Here is a 20338-nt window from a genome sequence, read left to right on the forward strand (position 1 = left end):
ATGAATGAAAAAGAATATATAGAGAGCATTCCCATGTGGGCCAAGAAAAAGAATTCACTTTCGGAAGTAAGAAAGAATATTGAAATTCTGGGTATAAAGCTGCCGAAAGTAATACATGTGGCAGGTACCAACGGGAAAGGCTCCGTATGTGCATATCTCAGTAATATTCTTATAAAAAATCATACGAAGGTGGGAACATTTATCTCCCCTCATTTGATAGAAGTAAACGAAAGAATATTGCTTGATATGACACCAATAAGCGATAGAGAACTTGAGAGTATATCAAAATATGTTAGAGAAAAGCTGTCAGGTAACAGTACGGCACCTACATATTTTGAATATATCTTCTATATCGCAACGGTATTTTTTTCAAAAACAAATCCGGATTATGTAATACTTGAAACCGGAATGGGTGGGCGACTTGATGTAACAAATGTTTTCGAGGACACTTTAAGTATTATTACAAGTATAGGAATGGACCATATGCAATTTCTCGGCAACAGTATAAAAGAAATTGCTTATGAAAAGGCCGGTATTATTAAGCATAATTCCACAGTAATCTTTGACGACTCAAATGAAGAGGCAAATGAGATAATAAGAGAATTTGCAAAATCTAAAGCTGCAAAAATAATACCGCTTTCCGATTTTGACTATGAAAGCCTGAAATTTACATATGTAAAGTACAAAAAGAAAGCGGCTGCACTTGCTATACTTGGAGCGGGGCAGCTGCTTAATACTATAGATAATATAGATGAAGCTTTAACAAAGACTGTATGGCATGGAAGAATGGAAGAGATAGAAAAGGATATTATTATTGACGGAGCACATAATGAACCGGCAATTATAGAGTTTACAGAAAATGCAATGAAGCTTGCAAAAGTAAATAATAAGAAAATCAAGCTTTTGATCTCAGTAGTAAAGGATAAAGAGGTGGAAAAGATTTTTGATATTATTACTTCCAAGCTTGAGGTAAAAAAATACTATCTGACAGCCATGAATTCTTACAGAAGCAATTCTACGGATGAGCTTTATAATAGCTTAAATATACTTTTAGAAAAAAATAAAAGACAGTCAAAGATAAGTTGCTATAATAGCAGTATAGAGGCCTTTAACGAAGCAAAAAAAGAAAAGGCTGATGATGAAATTTTGTTTTGTGTTGGCTCATTATATTTAATGGGAGAGATATTAGAGGGAAACAGATGATAGATTTTGAGGAAGAATTAAGAAAATTTAAGCCTTCACCGGATATTTCCGCAGTGGAGGATATTATAGCAAAAAGTGATATTTCAGATATGAATGATATTTTGATGGAATTGTTGAAAGAGCAAGTAAAGGGCTGATATGAAGAAAAACAGACGTCTGGAACAGATATCAAACGGTTATTATAATTTGGGATTGTCTCTTGCAAAGGAAAGGAATTTATCTTCCGCATTGAATGCGTTAAGCATATCTTTGGGATTGAATAAGAAAAATACCGATGCCAGAAATCTATACGGACTTATACAGTTTGAAATGGGTGAAGAGACCAAGGCTTTGATTTCATGGGTTATAAGTATAAATATTAATCCTATAAACAATCCGGCACAGAATTATTTGCAAAAATTGAGAAATAAATCCGCTTACCTGGAAAAATCACAGGATGCCATTTCAAAATATAATAAGGCGATTTCTCAAATAAAGACTGTAAATTATGATATGGCAAGGATAACATTAAAGCAGGCTGTAGATATAAGGCCGCATTTTGTAAAGGCAATGCTCGCACTGGCACTTCTTGATATCAGAGAAGGAAAATCAAGTGAGGCAAAAAAGCTTTTAGAGAATGTGCTTGCAATTGACAGATTCAATACTAAGGCTATCACTTATCTTGAAGAGATGAAACCTCTGACTGAAAAAAATTCAAGGAAAGAAAAACTAAGTGTTATCGGCAGTCCGGTAAAGAAGGAAAAATCTGTAGAAAATGTAAATAACGGTATGCCTGTGACCGAGATATATAAGAATTATTCGGGAATGTTTACAGCTATCAATGTAGGTATAGGATTGATAGTCGGTGCCTGTGCAATGGTATTTTTATATATGCCTACTATGAAGGTGGCATTAAATAATGCACATAATAAAGAAATTGTAGAGATATCACAACAACTTAATGATGTAAATTTATCCATGGAAACACTGAAGAGTGAAAATGAAGGATTGAACGAACAGGTAAATAAACTTACAGAAGTTAATAACACATCAACTGAGAATATGAACTATAAGCTTTTGCAGTATGTTTATTTCTTAGGTCTTATAAAAGAGTACAATACAAAAAATTATACAAGAGCTGCCGAGATATTCTCAAATCTGGATGTGGGTCAGCTTACAGATGTCGACAACGGCTTAGGCATATCCGTAACAGGCACATTTGCCGAAATGGCACCTAAGATGAGAGATGAGGGTCCTAAACTTTTACTTAAGGTGGCGGACGGACTTAACAAATCCGGTGATTTTGCCGGAGCGATAGGCTATTATGACGCCGCTCTCAGAATATCACCGGATTATGTGGAAGCCAAGTATAAGAAAGCTTTGGCATACAAGACTATGGGAGATGTTGATACTGCAAACAATCTGTTTACAGAAATTATTACAAATTATCCTGATGACAGGTTTGCAAATGAATCAAAGAAAGAAAGAGGTTATTGATGAATAATATTTCAAGTGCAAAATATTTTTCGCTTTTTTCAGGAATAATATTCTTGATAGTTGGAATATATGTGATTGTAAATCCTTTGTTTATTGCAGGTACAATAAATATTATATTATGTGTGCTGCTTTTAATAGAGGGAATTTCTCAAATAAGCGCTTATCTGTCTGAGAAAAGAGAAGGCAGAAGTATTTGGCGACTGATTGAAGGTATTTTATCTGTTGCGGCAGGAATATACTTTGCGGTAAAAGATTCTTTAGGATTGTCCGTTGCTTTTATAGTGGTAGCAGGTATCTGGTTACTTCTTATCGGAATAAGCAGAGTATTTATGGGAATGAGAGTAGTGAAGTTTGAAAAGAATATAGGTCAGAGACTTATTTTCATTGCGATAATTGATTTATTACTCGGTATCATTCTTGTGATAAATCCTGTATTTGTGGCAGGCTATATTTCAGTACTTTTCGGGGTTTCATTAATAGTGCAGGCTGTGGTTGCAATATTCAGATTCTTTAGATTAAACAGGATGGAGAGGAAGTTGAGATAAATAAAGCAATAAGGAGAATAGTATGAATATTAAAAACAAATTATCGATATGTGTAGTATTGAGCTGTATCGCTTTTGCTTTAGTGGGATGTAGCAGGACCGCTGTAAATGTACAGGGAAATCAGGTGACCCAAAAAGTATCAGTAGAAAAGAACTATTTTCCTTATGAAAATTTACATGAGCTGTCCATTGATAAAAATGCTGACAGTGAAAACATTAAGAGCATAATAAATAAGCTGCCGATGTTGGCAGATTATCTTGAAATAAAGGATGCAAAAATAGAAAATACAGACATAGGTGTCGGACTTGTTTTAGAATATAATGAAATATATGATAAGGCAAAAGAGCTGAAACTGCCTGAGAACCCTTTGTATCATTCTCCTTATTTTAATACATTTAAATTCAATAACAGTATGTTATTGATGCTTGAAAATGACTACATTTCATATATTAAAACAGAAGTTAATATTCCCAAAGAATATGTAGAAGGAACAGATGAAAAAAGAGTCGATGTAATAAGCAGAGAAAGCTTATTACAAAAAAATATAAACTTTGAGTACATGAAAGAAAATCGAAGTTATTATAATGAATTATTGGAATTTAATAATGCAATATATGCAGACAGACTGTTTTATAATCGTATCAGACTTGGTTCTGATGAAGAAACCTTGATACAGAGGAATGGAGATCCTGATAAAAAAGAAGAGAAAGATGATTTGGAATCTGTTTATACTTATGGAGATGAAAACAGTTACACCTCATTTAAACTGACACCTAAAAACAACGGATCGGGTGAACCGGAAGTATCAGCGATTGTAGTGCATCCAAGTAAAGAAGATATTAACGGCGGTGAGTTACTATATAATTTGGGTTTATTACCTAATGAAAACGAATATTTAAAGAAGGTACAGGTAAGAGATTATTTGGGAGAGCCTGTTTTTGAGATTGAAAATGCAGATTATTATAGAATAAGCTCAGATATATCGGATTATTTATATTTTATTTACTCAGAAGGTGGTGAAGTTATTGAATATGGAGTCCACAAATGGATTATTCCTGTAAACTAGTCTAATATTATATATATAATACTTTGAAACAGTACACAAAAGTGGTAAAATAGAATAAAAATATATGTGAGGTGTATGTATGAAATTTTTTATTGATACCGCAAATGTGGATGAGATCAGAGAAGTTGCTGCCTGGGGCGTGTTAGCAGGCGTTACAACAAATCCTTCATTAGTTGCAAAGTCAGGAAGAAAATTTGAGGATGTTATCAAGGAAATCACAGACATTGTAGACGGGGCTATAAGCGGTGAGGTAAAGGCTACGACTACAAAGGCTGAGGATATGATAGCCGAGGGCAGAGAGATTGCAAAGATCCATAAAAATATGGTTGTAAAGATTCCTATGACTGCTGAAGGCCTGAAGGCAATAGCTGCACTCAGTAAAGAGGGAATTGCCACAAACTGCACTTTAATCTTTACACCGCTGCAGGCACTTTTGGCTGCAAGAGCAGGTGCAAGCTATGTTTCACCATTCCTTGGAAGACTTGACGATGTGGGAACAAGAGGTGTTTCTTTGATAGAGGATATCGTTGAGATTTTTGAAATTCACGGTATAGAGACTGAGATAATTGCCGCATCCGTGCGTAACAATATGCATGTACTTGAGTGTGCCAAGGCAGGAGCAGATATTGCAACAGTGCCTTATTCCGTATTTAAGTCTATGTTAAATCATCCTCTTACAGAAGCAGGAATTGAAAAATTCATAGCGGACTATGAGAAGTCGGTTAAATAACAATAAAAAAGAGCCTTTACGGGCTCTTTTTTATTGTTTGAATACGTATTCTCAAGTATTAATTATGCACGCTCTACAAAACCTGAACGAAGGCATGAAGTACATACATACATCTTCTTAGATCCACCCTCTGTTTTGACCTTAACTGACTTAACGTTAGCCTTCCATATTTTGTTGGATCTTCTATGAGAATGGCTTACTGCATTACCAAAATGAGCAGCTTTTTCGCATATTGAACATTTTGCCACGGTTACACCTCCTTTAACTTTAATTATAAAGATTTATAATTATTTTGGATTGGACTTCATCACAATAGGGAAAAACCCGTGCAAAATCCATAACGGATATATTTTACCAAATAAAAATACTATTTGCAAGACATTTTATAATTTATTATATTGTGGTAAAATGAAAAAGATTGGAGTTCAGAGCGAAATTTTAGATTATCTTTATGAACTGAAAAATCGTATTGTTATGTAAAAAGGAGCATAGAAATGAATAATATTGACATCAAGTCTGTAAATACCATAAGAGTTCTTAGTGCAGACGGTATAGAGAAAGCAAAGTCAGGTCATCCGGGATTGCCTTTGGGAGCCGCCCCGATTGCATATGAACTTTTTGCAAATCATATGAAGCATAACCCGAAGAACCCTGATTGGGCAAACAGAGACAGATTTATTCTGTCTGCAGGTCATGGTTCAATGCTTTTATATTCATTATTCCATCTCTTCGGATATGGCGATTTGAGCATGGATGATTTGAAGAGTTTCAGACAGCTGGATTCAAAGACTCCGGGACATCCCGAGTACGGTCATACAGTAGGTGTAGAGGCTACTACAGGACCGCTTGGTGCAGGTATGGGTATGGCTGTAGGTATGGCTATGGCTGAAGCACATATGGCAAGTGTATTTAATAAAGAAGGTTATGATATAGTGGATCACTATACATTTGTATTAGGCGGTGACGGCTGCTTGATGGAAGGAATATCATCAGAGGCATTTTCACTTGCGGGAACACTTAGACTCTCAAAGCTTATTGTATTCTATGATTCAAACGGAATTTCTATTGAAGGAAGTACAGATATAGCATTTACAGAGAATGTAGTGGACAGAATGAAGGCTTTCGGATTCCAGACTATAGAGGTAGAGGACGGAAACGATCTTGAAGCTATCGGAAAGGCTATACAAGAGGCTAAATCAGATAAGAATAGACCTTCATTTATTAAGATAAATACGGTAATCGGATATGGTGCGGGAAAGAAGCAGGGAACTGCAGGAGCACATGGTGAGCCTCTTGGAAGTGAAGCGCTTGCCGCACTTAAGTCAGGTTTCGGTTTCAATCCGGAAGAGAGCTTTAAAGTTGATGCCGATGTATATGAGAATTTTAATAAAATAAATGAAAAGAATGAAAAGATTGAAGAAGAGTGGAATAAGCTCTTTAAGGAGTATGAAAATAAATATCCTGAAGATGCAAAGAAATGGGATAACTATTACTCTGAAATCAATGCTTCTTTAATAGATAATGATGAGTTCTGGGCATGGGATGATGCACCTGCAGCTACAAGAAATATTTCAGGAAGCATTATTAACAGATTAAAGGATATATTCCCTAATCTTATAGGCGGTTCTGCGGACCTTTCACCTTCAAACAAGACTGTAATGAACGGTGAAGGATATATCTCAAAGGATGATTTTTCAGGAAGAAATATACATTTCGGTGTAAGAGAGTTTGCAATGACCGCTATTACAAACGGTATTTTATTACATGGCGGACTTAGAGCATATTGTGCCACCTTCTTTGTATTCAGTGATTATACAAAGCCGATGGCAAGACTTTCTGCGCTTATGAATATTCCTACAATATTTGTATTTACACATGATTCTATAGGTGTCGGCGAGGACGGACCTACACATGAGCCTATAGAGCAGCTTGCAATGCTCAGATCATTGCCTAATTTCAACACATTCAGACCTGCCGATGCGAGAGAGACAATTGCGGCATGGTATGCGGCTATGGTTTCAAAGTCTACACCTACAGCTATTGTGCTTACAAGACAGAATCTTCCGCAGCTTGACGGAAGCGGAAAGAAAGCGCTTAAGGGAGCTTATATTATAAAAGAAGCTTCAAAGTCTACACCTGATACGATTTTAATAGCGTCAGGATCCGAGGTTTCACTTGCCATTGAAGCTGCAGCAGAGCTTGAGAAGGATAATATATCTACAAGAGTTGTAAGTATGCCGTGTATGGATGTGTTTGAGGCACAGAGCAAGGAGTATAAGGAAGAAGTACTGCCGAAAAATGTAAGAAACAGAGTGGCAATAGAGGCCTTATCAAGCTTTGGATGGGATAGATATACAGGTCTTGACGGAAGAGTAATATCCATGAATTCTTTCGGCGCATCTGCACCTCAGGATTTGCTTTTCAAAAAGTTCGGATTTACAAAGGAAAATGTTGTAACTACAGCTAAAGAAGTATTTAATCAATAAATAATATTAAAACAGATATAGAATTTCTATATCTGTTTTTGTGCTTATTTAGGGAAGGAAAAAACATGGGCGGTATTTTTGGTGTAGTAGGAAAAAATGATTGTGTTATGGACTTGTTTTTCGGGGTTGACTATCACTCGCATCTTGGAACAAGACGTGCCGGAATGGCTGTATTTGACGGAGAGTATTTCAACAGAGTAATCCACAATATTCAAAACTCGCCGTTTCGAACAAAGTTTGAAAAAGATGTGGAAGATTTGCGTGGGTATATGGGAATAGGTTGCATATCGGATGAAGATCCGCAGCCGCTTTTGATACAATCACATCTGGGCAGCTATGCTATAACTACAGTCGGCAAAATAAGCAATCATGATGAGATAATAAAAAAACTCTATAAAGACGGCAGAGTACATTTCCAGGAGCAGAGCGGCGGGCGTGTAAATGACAATGAGCTTGTGGCCACATTGATTTCTTCAATGCCTTCCTTCAAAGAGGGACTTGAGTACGTACAGGAAACAATAAAAGGCTCCATGACTGTTGTAATTATGACAAAGGAGGGTATATATGCCGCCAGAGATAAATTCGGAAGGACGCCTCTGGTTATAGGTCACAAGAAAGATACATTCTGTATTACATTTGAAAATCATGCATATTTAAATTTGGGATACAGCTTTTATAAGGAACTTGGACCGGGAGAAATAGTATTTATCACACCGGATAAGGTAAAAGAAATATCGCCTGCAAAATCCGAGATGAAAATCTGTTCGTTCTTATGGGTATACTACGGTTATCCGACAGCTTCATATGAGGGTGTAAATGTAGAAACCATGAGATATAAATGCGGTGAACTTTTGGCAAAAAGAGATAATGTAGATGCGGATATTGTAGCCGGAGTTCCGGACTCCGGTACCGCGCATGCCATAGGTTATGCAAATAAATCGGGTATACCTTTTGCCAGACCTTTTATAAAGTATACACCTACATGGCCAAGGTCTTTTATGCCTACAAATCAAAGTCAGAGAAATCTTATCGCCAAGATGAAACTTATACCGGTACAGGAACTTATAGAAAATAATGATATACTCCTCATAGACGATTCCATAGTCAGAGGCACACAGTTAAGAGAAACCACAGAGTTTTTGTATAATTCAGGTGCAAAGAAGGTACATGTCAGACCGGCATGTCCTCCGCTCTTATTCGGGTGTAAATATCTTAACTTTTCAAGGTCGAAATCCGACTATGATTTGATTACAAGAAGAATAATAAGAGAAAGAGAGGGGGATAATGTAAGCAAAGAACTCCTCTTTGACTATGCCGATCCGAACAGCAAAAACTATGAAGAGATGGTTGAGGAAATCAGAAAGATTCAAAACTTTTCAAGCCTCAGGTTTCACAGACTTGATGATTTAACAGAATCCATAGGTATAAGCCCATGTAAGTTGTGTACATATTGCTGGAACGGTAAGGAAGCTTGATATTCTGTAATAAATTTAGTATAATATTGGTTTGATAAATCAGGTGTTGTGTTTTATGCAATACGAAAAGGATGAGTATTTTGAGGGGTTCAAAGGAATTTAAAATAATCCTTGTTAAGTTATTTAATGATATACTTGATTATGAGGAAAGCGTTTTACGTGCTTCCGAGTTTAAGGATTTGACCAATAATGATATACATGTAATACGAGCTATAGGAATGAATGAAAAAAAGAATATGTCAATGATTGCAAAGGAGCTGGCGGTTACCATAGGGACTTTGACGATTTCAATAAACAGCCTTGTAAGAAAAGGGTATGTTATAAAAGAGAGATCCGAAAAGGATAAGAGAGTGGTTTTTGTAAACCTCTCATCAAAAGGTGAAGCGGCTTTTTCAAGAAATGAAGAGCTGTACGATCAGATGGTCAATTCAATGCTTGAAGACTTGGAAGACAATGAAATGGACATATTGATGAAATCATTATTAAAAGTAAACAGATGTATTAAACAGAATAAAGCTTAAAAAGTATATCGGTAATAAATACGGATATCAATATTGATGGAGGATTTTATTCTTCATATTTTAGATATAATAGAAATTGTAAGAAGGCGGAATGACAAATGAGTAAGAAACCATATTATATAACAACGGCTATTGCCTATGCTTCAGGAAAGCCACATATCGGAAACACATATGAGATAATATTGGCTGATGCAATAGCAAGATTCAGAAGAGAAGAAGGACTTGAGGTTTTCTTTCAGACAGGAACAGATGAGCACGGTCAAAAAATAGAGAATAAGGCAAAGGATGCAGGTATTACTCCAAAGGAGTATGTAGACAATGCGGCAGGACAGATCAGAAAGATCTGGGATATGATGAATACATCATATGACAAGTTTATCAGAACTACAGATGAAGACCATAAAAAGCAGGTTCAAAAGATTTTCAAAAAATTCTATGATCAGGGCGATATATATAAGGGATTCTACGAGGGCATGTATTGTACTGCCTGTGAGTCATTCTTTACAGATTCCCAGCTTGTTGACGGAAAATGTCCTGATTGCGGCGGTGAGGTATATCCTGCAAAAGAGGAAGCATACTTCTTTAAGATGAGTAAGTATGCGGACAGACTTATTAAACATATCAATGAGCATCCTGAGTTCATACAGCCTGTTTCAAGAAAAAATGAGATGATGAATAACTTCCTTTTACCGGGACTTCAGGATCTTTGTGTCAGCAGAACAAGCTTTACATGGGGAATTCCGGTAGATTTCGATCCTAAGCATGTTACTTATGTATGGCTTGATGCACTTTCAAACTATATCACAGGTATCGGATATGATGTAGACGGAAACAGCAGTGAGAGATTTAAAAAGTTCTGGCCTGCAGATCTTCATCTTATAGGTAAGGATATTATAAGATTCCATACAATATACTGGCCTATATTCTTAATGGCACTTGATTTACCGCTTCCAAAGCAGGTCTTCGGTCATCCATGGCTTTTACAGGGTGAAGGCAAGATGAGTAAATCAAAGGGTAATGTTCTTTATGCGGATACTTTAGTTGATTTCTTCGGAGTTGATGCTGTGAGATACTTTGTATTACATGAGATGCCTTTTGATAATGACGGTGTTATAAGCTGGGATTTGATGGTGGAAAGGTTCAATTCAGACCTTGCAAATGTACTTGGAAATCTTGTAAGCAGAACAATATCAATGACAAACAAGTATTTTGACGGAGTTTTGACCGATGCAAAAGATGAGAGCGTTGCAGGTTCAACAGAAACGGATACCGATTTAAAAGATGTGGTGCTTATGTCTGTTGAAAAGGTTGAAAAGAAGATGTCTGAACTTCGTGTGGCGGATGCCATCACGGAGATATGGACACTGTTTAAGAGATGTAACAAGTACATTGATGAGACTACACCTTGGATTCTTGCAAAAGAAGAGGATAAAAAGGCCAGACTTCAGACTGTTTTATACAATTTGGCAGAGTCAATTTCCATCGGTGCTTCATTACTTTACAGTTTCATGCCTGAGACATCCGAAAAGATACTTGACATGTTCGGAACAAATAAGAGAAGCCTTGAAGATATGAATAAATTCGGACTTCTTATGAGTGGAACGAAGGTTGTAAAAGAGCCTGAAATATTATTTAAGAGACTTGATCTTGAGGAAGTGTTAAAGCAGGTAGAGGCTTTAAATCTCGGCGGAAATACTGAAAAGAAAGAGCCTGAGGTAGAGGGTGTTGATGTAAAGGCAAAGGATACTATAGAGTATGATGACTTTGCAAAGCTTCAGATACAGGTAGGACAGGTTATAAAATGTGAAGAAGTTCCTAAGTCAAAGAAACTTCTATGCTCACAGGTACAGATAGGAAGTACAACAAGACAGATTCTAAGCGGTATCAAGCAGTGGTATTCTGCAAAGGATATGGTAGGAAAGCAAGTGCTTGTTGTTACAAATCTTGCACCGAGAAATATTGCAGGACTTGAGAGTCAGGGTATGATACTTATGGCTGAGGATGATGCCGGAAATGCGGTTTTGGTATCACCTGAGAAGAATATAAAGACAGGTTCTGAAATAGCATAAATATTATTGTGTGGGGAATGCTTTTCTTTGCATTCCCCGATTTTTAAAAGCGCATAAAGGTGAATGTGTTGGAAAAAATAAAAATAAAGTTTTTTTCTTCAGCGGTACTGAAGTATATAGCAATGGTTACAATGCTTATAGATCATATAGGAGCAAGCGGATTGATATTCTTAATGTTTAATATAGGCATTTCCATGAGAATGTACTATATTTCAAGGATGATAGGACGTGTAGCCTTTCCTATATACCTGTTCTTACTGGTTGAAGGATTTGTTCACACAAAAAACATAAAAAAATATATAATCAGACTTACATTATTTGCGATACTTTCAGAAGTACCGTTTGATATGGCATTTTGGGGCGGTTTTGTTAATATGCAGCATCAAAATGTAATGTGGTCATTGCTTATATGTGTTATCATGCTTTGCGGGATAAAAAAATATCCGGATTTCAGTGTGATTTTTGTAGGTATAGGATGTTTTACGGCATGGCTTATAAAGTCCGATTATGAGTATATCGGACCTTTGGCTGTAGGATGTATGTATTTATTCAGAGAAAGAGCGGTATATAAAAATATTGCTACGGCAATTATTTTTTCGTTTGAACCGCCGGCACTACTTAGTCTTATACCGATAAATATGTACAATGGTGAGAAGGGAAAGAGTTTAAAATACTTATTCTACTTCTTTTATCCTGTACATTTGTTGGCTTTGGTTTTAATTAAGAATATTTTGCGATAAAAAATATTACATAAATTTTAAGAAAATATTACATGGACAAAAAAGAAGATTTATATATAATAGATACACATGCTCATTATGATGATGAAGCATTTGAAGAAGACAGGGACGAACTTTTAAAAAGCTTTGAAGCTAAAGGTATAAAGAGAGTTGTAAATATCGGTGCTTCAATGGAAAGTTCAAGAAACAGTATCGCATTGGCAAAGGAATATCCTTTTGTTTATGCTGTAGTGGGAATTCACCCGTCTTGTGCAGAAGAAATCTCAGATAAAAATATTTCTTTACTTGAAGAAATGTCTTTTGATGAGAAGGTAGTGGCTATCGGAGAAATAGGACTTGACTATTACTATGATGAGCCGGATAAAGAGATACAAAAAAAGTGCTTCAGAGCACAGCTTGACTTGGCAAAGAGGTGTGATTTGCCTGTAGTTATACATTCAAGAGATGCCGCAAAAGACACTCTTGATATCTTGAAGGAATTTGAAGGAGTCAAGGGAGTTATACATTGCTATTCTTATAGCAAAGAAATGGCCCGAGAATTTATAAAACTCGGATATGTACTGGGCATTGGCGGTGTGGTTACATTTAAAAATGCAAAAAAGCTTGAGGAAACTGTAGAAGAGATTTCTTTTGAAGATTTTGTGCTTGAAACCGACTGTCCGTATTTATCCCCTGTACCTAACAGAGGGAAGAGAAATTCTTCATTGAATTTGACTTACATTATAGATAAATTAAGTGAGATAAAGGGAGTATCAAAAGATTTTATTATAGAGAAGTCTTTTGAGAATGCAAAAAGATTGTATCCTAAGATGAAATAATGAGTTTTCATTATACTCACATAGAGTGAGATGGAGATTAAAATGACAAATATTGCTAATCCGGCAAATACTATAGAAATAATCAAAAAATACGATTTCAACTTTCAAAAGAAATTCGGACAAAATTTTTTGATAGATACACATGTTTTAGATAAAATATGTCAGGCATCTGGACTTGGTAAAAATGATTTGGCTATTGAAATAGGTCCCGGAATAGGTGCGTTGACACAATACCTTGCAACTGCCGCAAAGGCGGTTGTTGCTATTGAAATTGATAAAAATTTATTGCCGATATTAAATGAAACATTGGCAAATTACGAAAATATAAGTATAATAAATGCTGATTTTCTAAAAGTTGATTTGGAAAAGCTGATTGAGGAGTGTAGGCAAAAATACGGTGACTTTGAGAATATAAGAATTGTTGCAAATTTGCCGTACTATATTACCACTCCTATAATTATGAATGTACTTGAGTCACATATTCATATTGACAGTATTACAGTCATGATACAAAAGGAGGTTGCTGACAGAATACAGGCATTGCCCGGAAGCAAAGATTACGGAGCATTGTCTTTGGCTGTACAGTATTACTCGGATCCGTATATCGTAGCATTTGTTCCGCCTAATTGCTTTATTCCAAGGCCTAAGGTCGGCTCAAGTGTTATACGTTTGGATATTTATAAAGAAAAACCTATCAAGGCAGTTGATGAAAAATTGATGTTTCAAATTATTCGTGCCGGATTTAATCAAAGAAGAAAGACTTTGGTAAACTCACTCGGTAATTTTGAAGGTCTTAATTTTTCAAAAGAGAAGATAATTCACGCTTTGTCATTGCTTGGAAAGTCTGAAAAGATAAGAGGTGAAGCTCTTACTTTAGAGGAGTTTGCAAAATTGGCAGGATATTTAAAAGAGAGCATATAAATTTTGACAAGGAAGAGAAGATGAGCAAGAAAAAAAAGAATGAATTTTTACGAAGTGTAAAAGATAGAGTAGAAACTATACAGGACATGGATAAAAGTAAAAAGATAATGGCCGGAGGAGTCATAGGTATAGTTGCTTTGGCGGCAATTATAGGTGTGTCTATGTCCGGGAAGAGTGCAAGAAGTGTTGTAACCGAAACAACTGCTTCTGTTGAGAGCTCAACTACAGCGGCCCCGGTTGCTGCGGCACAGGTAATGCCTATGGAGAAGGCCGGAAATGAATTTCCTTCACTTGGTATTGAAGTGGAAACGGAGGAGCCGAGACCTGAACTTTTGGAAGAGGGTGTACAGCACTCATATATAGAAAAGGTACAGGAAAGACTTATGCAGCTTGGCTTTATGGACAATGATGAGCCTACAAATTACTTCGGTGAGGTTACAAAAGCGGCCGTAATGATTTTCCAAAGACAAAACGGTCTTGCACAGGACGGTATTATCGGACCTTCAACATTACCTCTTTTGATGGACGAGAATGCAAAGCATTATGCGGCTAAGCTCGGTGATGTAGGTGAGGATGTAAAAAGAATACAGAATCGTCTGTATGAACTTGGATATCTGGCTTCGGCAGATATGATTACAGGTACATATGATGAGAAAACTCAGGAAGCCGCATTAAAACTCCAGCAGGTAAACTCTTTAAGTGAGGACGGTAAGGTCGGAAGCGAGACCATGAACCTCTTATATTCGGATGAGATAAAGGCAAATACACTTTCGCTTGGAGAGCATAGTGAGGTGGTACAAAATATTCAAAACAGACTGTTTGAGCTGGGTTATCTTACTACAAGACCTGACGGTACATATGGTAACGACACGGAGCTTGCCGTAAGAGTATTCCAGTCAAAGAATGACCTTGTAGTGGACGGGTACCTCGGGCCTTCTACAAGAGCTGTTATACTTTCAAGTGAAGCAAAGGCAAACGGTCTCGTCCTCGGTGATGAAAATGAGCAGGTTGCAAGACTTCAAAGTCTTCTTGCAAAGGCGGGATATTTAAATGAATCGAATGCTACAGGATATTTCGGAGAGCTTACAGAATCTGCATTAAAGAGATTCCAAAGCAATAACGGACTTTCTGCAGACGGTAGAGCAGGAGCACAGACATTTGCCAAGTTGAGTTCGGGAAATACAAACGGACCTTCAAGAAATGATTCTTCAAATGTTGGAAAGTCGGACAAAAAATCAAGTGGAGGAAGCTCAGGAGGCGGAGGTTCATACTCAGGCAGTGTAGGAAGTATGATCAGCATTGCTTCATCAAAAATCGGAAGTCCGTATGTATGGGGAGCAAAGGGATCAAACTCATTTGACTGCTCGGGATTTGTATACTGGGTTCTTAAGCAGATGGGAGTAGGACAGTCATATATTACATCTTCGGGATGGAGAAATCCGGGAAGATATACAAGAATAAGTTCATTCTCAGATATACAGGCAGGAGATATCGTAGTAGTTTCAGGACATGTCGGTATAGCTGCCGGAGGCGGTGAGATAATAGATGCTTCATCTTCAAGAGGTAGAGTAAAGAGAAGCAGCATGTCAAGCTGGTGGAGAAATAACTTTATAGTTGCCTGGAGAATATTCTAATATTTAAAATAAAGTCTATATCTGTCTCGGATATAGGCTTTTTTATGTTGATTATTTTTGATTGTAAAAAAATCACTCTAAATATATAATATTTTTATAAAACATTGAAAGGAACAAGTAGATGATTGATTATACCGAAGGTGCCGGCGTTCAATATCATATTGGCGTCGGCAAGGGTGATGTGGGAAAGTATGTAATACTTCCGGGAGATCCGAAAAGATGTGAAAAGATTGCCGCATATTTTGATGATGCAAAACTTGTGGCGGACAGCAGAGAGTATGTAACATATACCGGTTATCTGGACGGTGTAAAGGTTTCCGTAACTTCAACAGGTATCGGAGGACCTTCATCGGCTATAGCACTTGAAGAGCTTGTAAGATGCGGTGCAGATACATTTATAAGAGTCGGAACCTGCGGCGGAATGAAGCTTGATGTATGCGGTGGTGATTTGGTAATAGCTAACGGAGCTATAAGAATGGAAGGTACCAGTAAAGAGTATGCCCCTATAGAATTTCCGGCAGTGGCTGATTTTGATATAATTACCGCATTAAAAGAAGCGGCCGACAAACTGAAATACAAGTCACATATAGGAGTTGTTCAGTGTAAGGACGCATTCTACGGTCAACATGAACCTGAAAATAAGCCTGTAAGCTATGAACTTGTAAATAAATGGGAGGCTTGGCTTAGGCTTGGTACATTGGCTTCAGAGATGGAGTCTGCGGCATTGTTTACAGTGGCATCATATCTTGGCGTAAAGGTCGGATCGATATTTTTGGCAATTGCAAATCAGGAGAGAGCAAAGGCCGGCCTTAGCAATGAGCAGGTACATGATACAAGTAAAGCTATTGAGACGGCTGTTGAAGCTATCAGAATACTTATAAAAAAAGAACAGTTAAAATAATAAAAATACTGAGTTATTTAGAGATTAAATCTATTTAATATTATATTTAAATATAACAACTTGATTACAAATAATTTATGATATATACTTAAAATGTTATTCAAATATAATATTTATATTCGTTTTTAAGGAGGAAAAAATGAAAAAAAGATTATTGGCTATCGGTATGGCGGCACTTATGGGACTTTCACTTGTAGCTTGTTCTTCAGGTTCAACCGAAAGCACAAAGGCTGAGAGCACTGAGAAGGCGCAGGAGAGTAAGGACGGTGGTGAAAGTACTTCAGCCGAAGAGAAGAAGGCATCTACAGATTTAAAAATCGGTATGGTAACGGACGTCGGCGGTGTAAATGACGGATCATTTAACCAGTCTGCATGGGAAGGCCTTCAGAGAGCACAAAAGGAGCTTGGAATTCAGGCAAAGTATCTTGAGTCAAAGACAGATGCCGATTATATTCCAAATATCGAAACATTGGTTGATGATGACTATGATCTTATTATCTGTATCGGATACCAGTTGGCAGATGCTCTCAGAACAGAGGCTGAAGCAAATCCTGATAAGAAATTTGCAATTGTAGACGATGCATCAATCGAGCTTGACAATGTTGCATGCCTTATGTTTGAGCAGGCACAGGCATCATATCTTGTTGGATATATTGCAGGAAAGACAACAAAGACAAATACTACAGGTATCGTTATCGGTATGGCAACAGATGTTATGAACGAGTTCGGATACGGATATCTTGCAGGTGTTAAGGATGCAAATCCTGATGCAAATATTTTACAGAACAATGTAAACAGCTTTGCAGATACAGGTGCAGGTAAGACAGCTGCAAACAACATGGTTGCAAATAATGCGGACGTTATTTTCCATGCGGCAGGCGGTACAGGACTCGGTGTTATAGATGCGGCTAAGGAAGCAGGTATCTGGGCTATCGGTGTTGACTCTGACCAGTCAAAGGTTGCTCCGAAGACAATCCTTACATCAGCTATGAAGAGAGTTGATAATGCAGTATATGATGAGGCAAAGGCTGTACTTGACGGTGAATATAAGGCCGGAGTTAAGACTTATACATTAAAGGACGGCGGTGTTGATATAGCACCTACAACAGACAATCTTCCTGAAGAGCTTCTTAAGGAAGTTGAAGATGTTAAGGCAAAGATTATAGCAGGAGAAATAAAGGTTCCAAACAACAAGGCTGATTTTGAAGCCAAGTATGGTGATATCTACGAATTGGATTAATTAATCTGTTTATTTTTAAAGGGCAGCAAAATGCTGCCCCCTTAAACATATCTACGAATTTCGTAGGTATATTTAAGGGGATACCCTTATAGAATGGAGAAATATGAGAGATATCAGTTTAGATAAGGTAAACGAAATAAGAGAGAGAATGCTTGAGACTGTAAAGACTGCAAGCCTCACACATGAGCAGAAAGTGGCTACTATGGCAAACCATGCTGATTCATTACTTGAAGTTTTGGATAAGCCGGAGGGACTTGACGAGTTACTTGATGCCGATATAGAAAGCCAATGTATATGCGATCTGTTTGAAGGACATGCTCCTATGAGACCCAGATACATAATACCTGATTATGCAAAGTTTATGAAGGAAGGAAGTAAGTTCCTTCAGCTTGATCCGCCGAAGGATCTTTACGAAGCTTTGAATTCATTATTGATTTTCTATCGTCATGTACCGAGTGTAACAAATTTCCCGGTATATGTGGGACAACTTGATGAATTGCTGGAGCCTTTTGTACACGATGTGGACAGAGATTTGGCAAAAAAGATGATAAAGCTTTTCTTTATCAATATGGACAGAACTATTTTGGATTCATTTTCACATGCAAATATAGGTCCTAAGGATACTTTGGCAGGTAGGTTGATACTTGAAGTTGAGGCCGAGCTTGAGCAGGCGGTACCAAATATCACCCTTAAGTATGATCCTGAGGTTACAAGTGATGAGTTTGCTCTTATGGGAATAAATACAGCCCTTCACAGTGCAAAGCCTTCATTTGCAAACCATAAAATGTTTACAAGTGAGTTCGGTGAAAGATATGTTATTGCAAGTTGCTATAACGGCCTGCCTCTTGGCGGAGGTGCATATACTCTTTCAAGATTGATTATAAAGAATATTGCAAAAAGAGCAAAGAATATAGAGGATTTCAAGACAAATACTTTGCCTTATGTAATGGATATTATGGCAAGATATATGGATGCAAGAATCAAGTTTGAAGTTGAAGAGAGCGGATTCTTTGAAAACAATTTCCTTGCGAAAGAAGGCTTTATAAAAAGAGAGAGATTCTCGGCAATGTTCGGTATGGTAGGTCTTGCAGAGGCTGTAAATATTCTTCTTGAGAAAGAAGGAGTTGAAGGAAGATACGGACACAGTGAAGTTGCGGATAAGCTGGCTGTGGAAATAATGGATATTATAGATGAGTTTAATAAAAACCATTTCAATAAATACTGTGAAGTATCGGATTGTCATTTCCTCTTACATGCACAGGTAGGAATCGCTACAGATGTAAATGTATCACCGGGAACAAGAATTCCGATAGGTGAGGAGCCTGAAGATCTTATAGAGCATCTGAAGCATTGCAAGAAATTCCACAAGTACTTCCCATCAGGTACAGGAGATATTTTCCCTATCGACCTTACAGTACATAAAAATCATGAATATGTACTTGATATTATAAAGGGTGCGATGAAAGAAGATATCAGATATCTTTCATTCTATTCATCAGATTCGGATGTAATAAGAATTACAGGATATCTTGTAAAAAAATCGGAAATAAATAAGCTTGAAAAGGGTCAGAGTGTACTTCAGGATACTACAGCTCTCGGAATGGGAGCAAAACACAATTGTAAGATATTGGAGAGGAAAGTACGTTAGTGTACAGTGCCGATATCAATAAGATAATACCGTTTAGCAGCGTGGACGGACCGGGAAACAGGACTGCGATATTTTTGCAAGGTTGTAATTTCAATTGCAAATATTGTCACAATCCGGAAACCAGAAACCATTGCATTAATTGCATGGACTGTGTAGAGCCCTGCCCAAGCGCTGCTTTAAAAAATGAAAACGGTAAGGTTGTATTTTATCCTGAAAAATGTATAGGTTGTGATACCTGTATAAATATTTGTAAACATGGTGCTACACCGAGAATTGTAAGACTTACTTCAGAGCAGACATTTGAAAAGATATGTGAGAATGTTCCTTTTATAAGAGGAATAACATTTTCAGGCGGAGAATGTATGTTGTATCCTGATTTTATGAGAGAAGTTTTTACGCTTTGTAAAGAAAAAAAACTGGGTACATTGATAGACAGCAACGGAAGTGTGGATTTTGAAAAACATACAAAACTTTTGGAAGTTACCGACGGAGTAATGCTTGATATAAAGGCATATGACAGACAGGAACATATAAATGTAACCGATGTAAAAAATGATATCGTGTTAAAAAATGCGTTGTTTTTGGCATCGGTAGGTAAACTCTTTGAAGTAAGAACTGTAATAGTACCTGAATTATTTGACTTTAGAAAAACTGTATTTGATACATCTGCGGCTTTGGCTCCTTTCCTGGTAAAGTCAGATATAAGATATAAGCTTATTTCATATAGAGAGAACGGTGTAAGAAAAGAATACAGAAATTATAGAATGCCGACTGAAGAAGAGATGAATGAGGCTAAAGAAACAGCACAAAAAAACGGCTTTAAGGATATTGTAATTATATAGCAAAATCAGTATCAAAAGCTTTT

General features: G+C 37.0%; 19 protein-coding genes. 18 read left to right on the forward strand and 1 reads right to left on the reverse strand.

Annotated features, from left to right (window positions below; translation table 11 throughout):
- The 6 genes from SBH76_RS02060 (at position 1) to fsa (ending at position 5020) form a co-directional block, all read left to right on the forward strand.
- The gene (locus SBH76_RS02060; RefSeq protein ID WP_317976611.1) at positions 1–1203 is read left to right on the forward strand and encodes a bifunctional folylpolyglutamate synthase/dihydrofolate synthase; all 1203 of its coding nucleotides are present in this window, start codon (positions 1–3) and stop codon (positions 1201–1203) included.
- Positions 1200–1340 carry a hypothetical protein gene (locus tag SBH76_RS02065; protein WP_007592648.1) on the forward strand — a complete coding sequence of 47 codons (141 nt, stop codon included), beginning with the start codon at positions 1200–1202 and terminating at the stop codon, positions 1338–1340. The genes SBH76_RS02060 and SBH76_RS02065 overlap by 4 nt, the downstream gene beginning before the upstream one ends.
- 1 nt (position 1341) lies before the next feature.
- Positions 1342–2679, forward strand: a complete 1338-nt coding sequence (locus tag SBH76_RS02070; RefSeq protein ID WP_317976612.1) for a tetratricopeptide repeat protein — start codon at positions 1342–1344, stop codon at positions 2677–2679.
- On the forward strand, positions 2679–3224 hold the full coding sequence (locus SBH76_RS02075) for an HdeD family acid-resistance protein (protein WP_317976613.1): 546 nt from the start codon (positions 2679–2681) through the stop codon (positions 3222–3224). Before SBH76_RS02070 ends, SBH76_RS02075 begins: the two co-directional genes overlap by 1 nt.
- 22 nt (positions 3225–3246) lie before the next feature.
- Positions 3247–4290 (forward strand): hypothetical protein, encoded by a 1044-nt coding sequence (locus SBH76_RS02080; RefSeq protein ID WP_317976614.1) that lies wholly within the window; start codon positions 3247–3249, stop codon positions 4288–4290.
- A gap of 79 nt (positions 4291–4369) precedes the next feature.
- Positions 4370–5020 (forward strand): fructose-6-phosphate aldolase, encoded by a 651-nt coding sequence (fsa, locus tag SBH76_RS02085; protein WP_009664108.1) that lies wholly within the window; start codon positions 4370–4372, stop codon positions 5018–5020.
- A 62-nt stretch (positions 5021–5082) separates the two neighbouring features.
- Here the strand turns inward: fsa and rpmB are convergent, their stop codons facing one another.
- Positions 5083–5268 (reverse strand): 50S ribosomal protein L28, encoded by a 186-nt coding sequence (rpmB, locus tag SBH76_RS02090; protein WP_007592637.1) that lies wholly within the window; start codon positions 5266–5268, stop codon positions 5083–5085.
- A 246-nt stretch (positions 5269–5514) separates the two neighbouring features.
- On the opposite strand from rpmB, the gene tkt reads away from it, so the two are divergent.
- From tkt to SBH76_RS02150, 12 genes are all read left to right on the forward strand, one after another.
- Positions 5515–7506, forward strand: coding sequence for a transketolase (tkt, locus tag SBH76_RS02095; RefSeq protein WP_317976615.1), 1992 nt, complete (start codon positions 5515–5517; stop codon positions 7504–7506).
- A gap of 65 nt (positions 7507–7571) precedes the next feature.
- Positions 7572–8981 (forward strand): amidophosphoribosyltransferase, encoded by a 1410-nt coding sequence (locus tag SBH76_RS02100; RefSeq protein ID WP_317976616.1) that lies wholly within the window; start codon positions 7572–7574, stop codon positions 8979–8981.
- A gap of 71 nt (positions 8982–9052) precedes the next feature.
- Positions 9053–9502: a MarR family winged helix-turn-helix transcriptional regulator gene (locus SBH76_RS02105; protein WP_198006706.1), complete on the forward strand. Its 450-nt coding sequence runs from the start codon at positions 9053–9055 to the stop codon at positions 9500–9502.
- A 98-nt stretch (positions 9503–9600) separates the two neighbouring features.
- On the forward strand, positions 9601–11571 hold the full coding sequence (metG, locus tag SBH76_RS02110) for a methionine--tRNA ligase (protein WP_317976617.1): 1971 nt from the start codon (positions 9601–9603) through the stop codon (positions 11569–11571).
- Between the two features lie 65 nt (positions 11572–11636).
- Positions 11637–12311, forward strand: a complete 675-nt coding sequence (locus tag SBH76_RS02115; RefSeq protein ID WP_317976618.1) for a TraX family protein — start codon at positions 11637–11639, stop codon at positions 12309–12311.
- Between the two features lie 32 nt (positions 12312–12343).
- On the forward strand, positions 12344–13129 hold the full coding sequence (locus SBH76_RS02120) for a TatD family hydrolase (RefSeq protein ID WP_290649472.1): 786 nt from the start codon (positions 12344–12346) through the stop codon (positions 13127–13129).
- Between the two features lie 42 nt (positions 13130–13171).
- Complete coding sequence (gene rsmA, locus SBH76_RS02125; protein WP_317976619.1) at positions 13172–14050, forward strand: 16S rRNA (adenine(1518)-N(6)/adenine(1519)-N(6))-dimethyltransferase RsmA; 879 nt, start codon at positions 13172–13174, stop codon at positions 14048–14050.
- A gap of 20 nt (positions 14051–14070) precedes the next feature.
- Positions 14071–15684: a C40 family peptidase gene (locus SBH76_RS02130; protein WP_009664215.1), complete on the forward strand. Its 1614-nt coding sequence runs from the start codon at positions 14071–14073 to the stop codon at positions 15682–15684.
- 121 nt (positions 15685–15805) lie between these two features.
- Positions 15806–16585 (forward strand): uridine phosphorylase, encoded by a 780-nt coding sequence (gene udp / locus SBH76_RS02135; protein ID WP_084544485.1) that lies wholly within the window; start codon positions 15806–15808, stop codon positions 16583–16585.
- Positions 16586–16724: 139 nt separating this feature from the next.
- Positions 16725–17825 carry a BMP family lipoprotein gene (locus SBH76_RS02140; protein WP_317976620.1) on the forward strand — a complete coding sequence of 367 codons (1101 nt, stop codon included), beginning with the start codon at positions 16725–16727 and terminating at the stop codon, positions 17823–17825.
- A 103-nt stretch (positions 17826–17928) separates the two neighbouring features.
- Positions 17929–19473: a YjjI family glycine radical enzyme gene (locus tag SBH76_RS02145; RefSeq protein ID WP_317976621.1), complete on the forward strand. Its 1545-nt coding sequence runs from the start codon at positions 17929–17931 to the stop codon at positions 19471–19473.
- A complete protein-coding gene (locus SBH76_RS02150) occupies positions 19473–20315 on the forward strand; it encodes a YjjW family glycine radical enzyme activase (protein WP_317976622.1) in 843 nt (280 codons plus the stop codon). The genes SBH76_RS02145 and SBH76_RS02150 overlap by 1 nt, the downstream gene beginning before the upstream one ends.
- Positions 20316–20338 lie beyond the last annotated feature (23 nt).

It is taken from the genome of Lachnoanaerobaculum sanguinis (genome assembly GCF_033242365.1).
GTDB classification, from domain to species: Bacteria; Bacillota; Clostridia; order Lachnospirales; family Lachnospiraceae; genus Lachnoanaerobaculum; species Lachnoanaerobaculum sanguinis.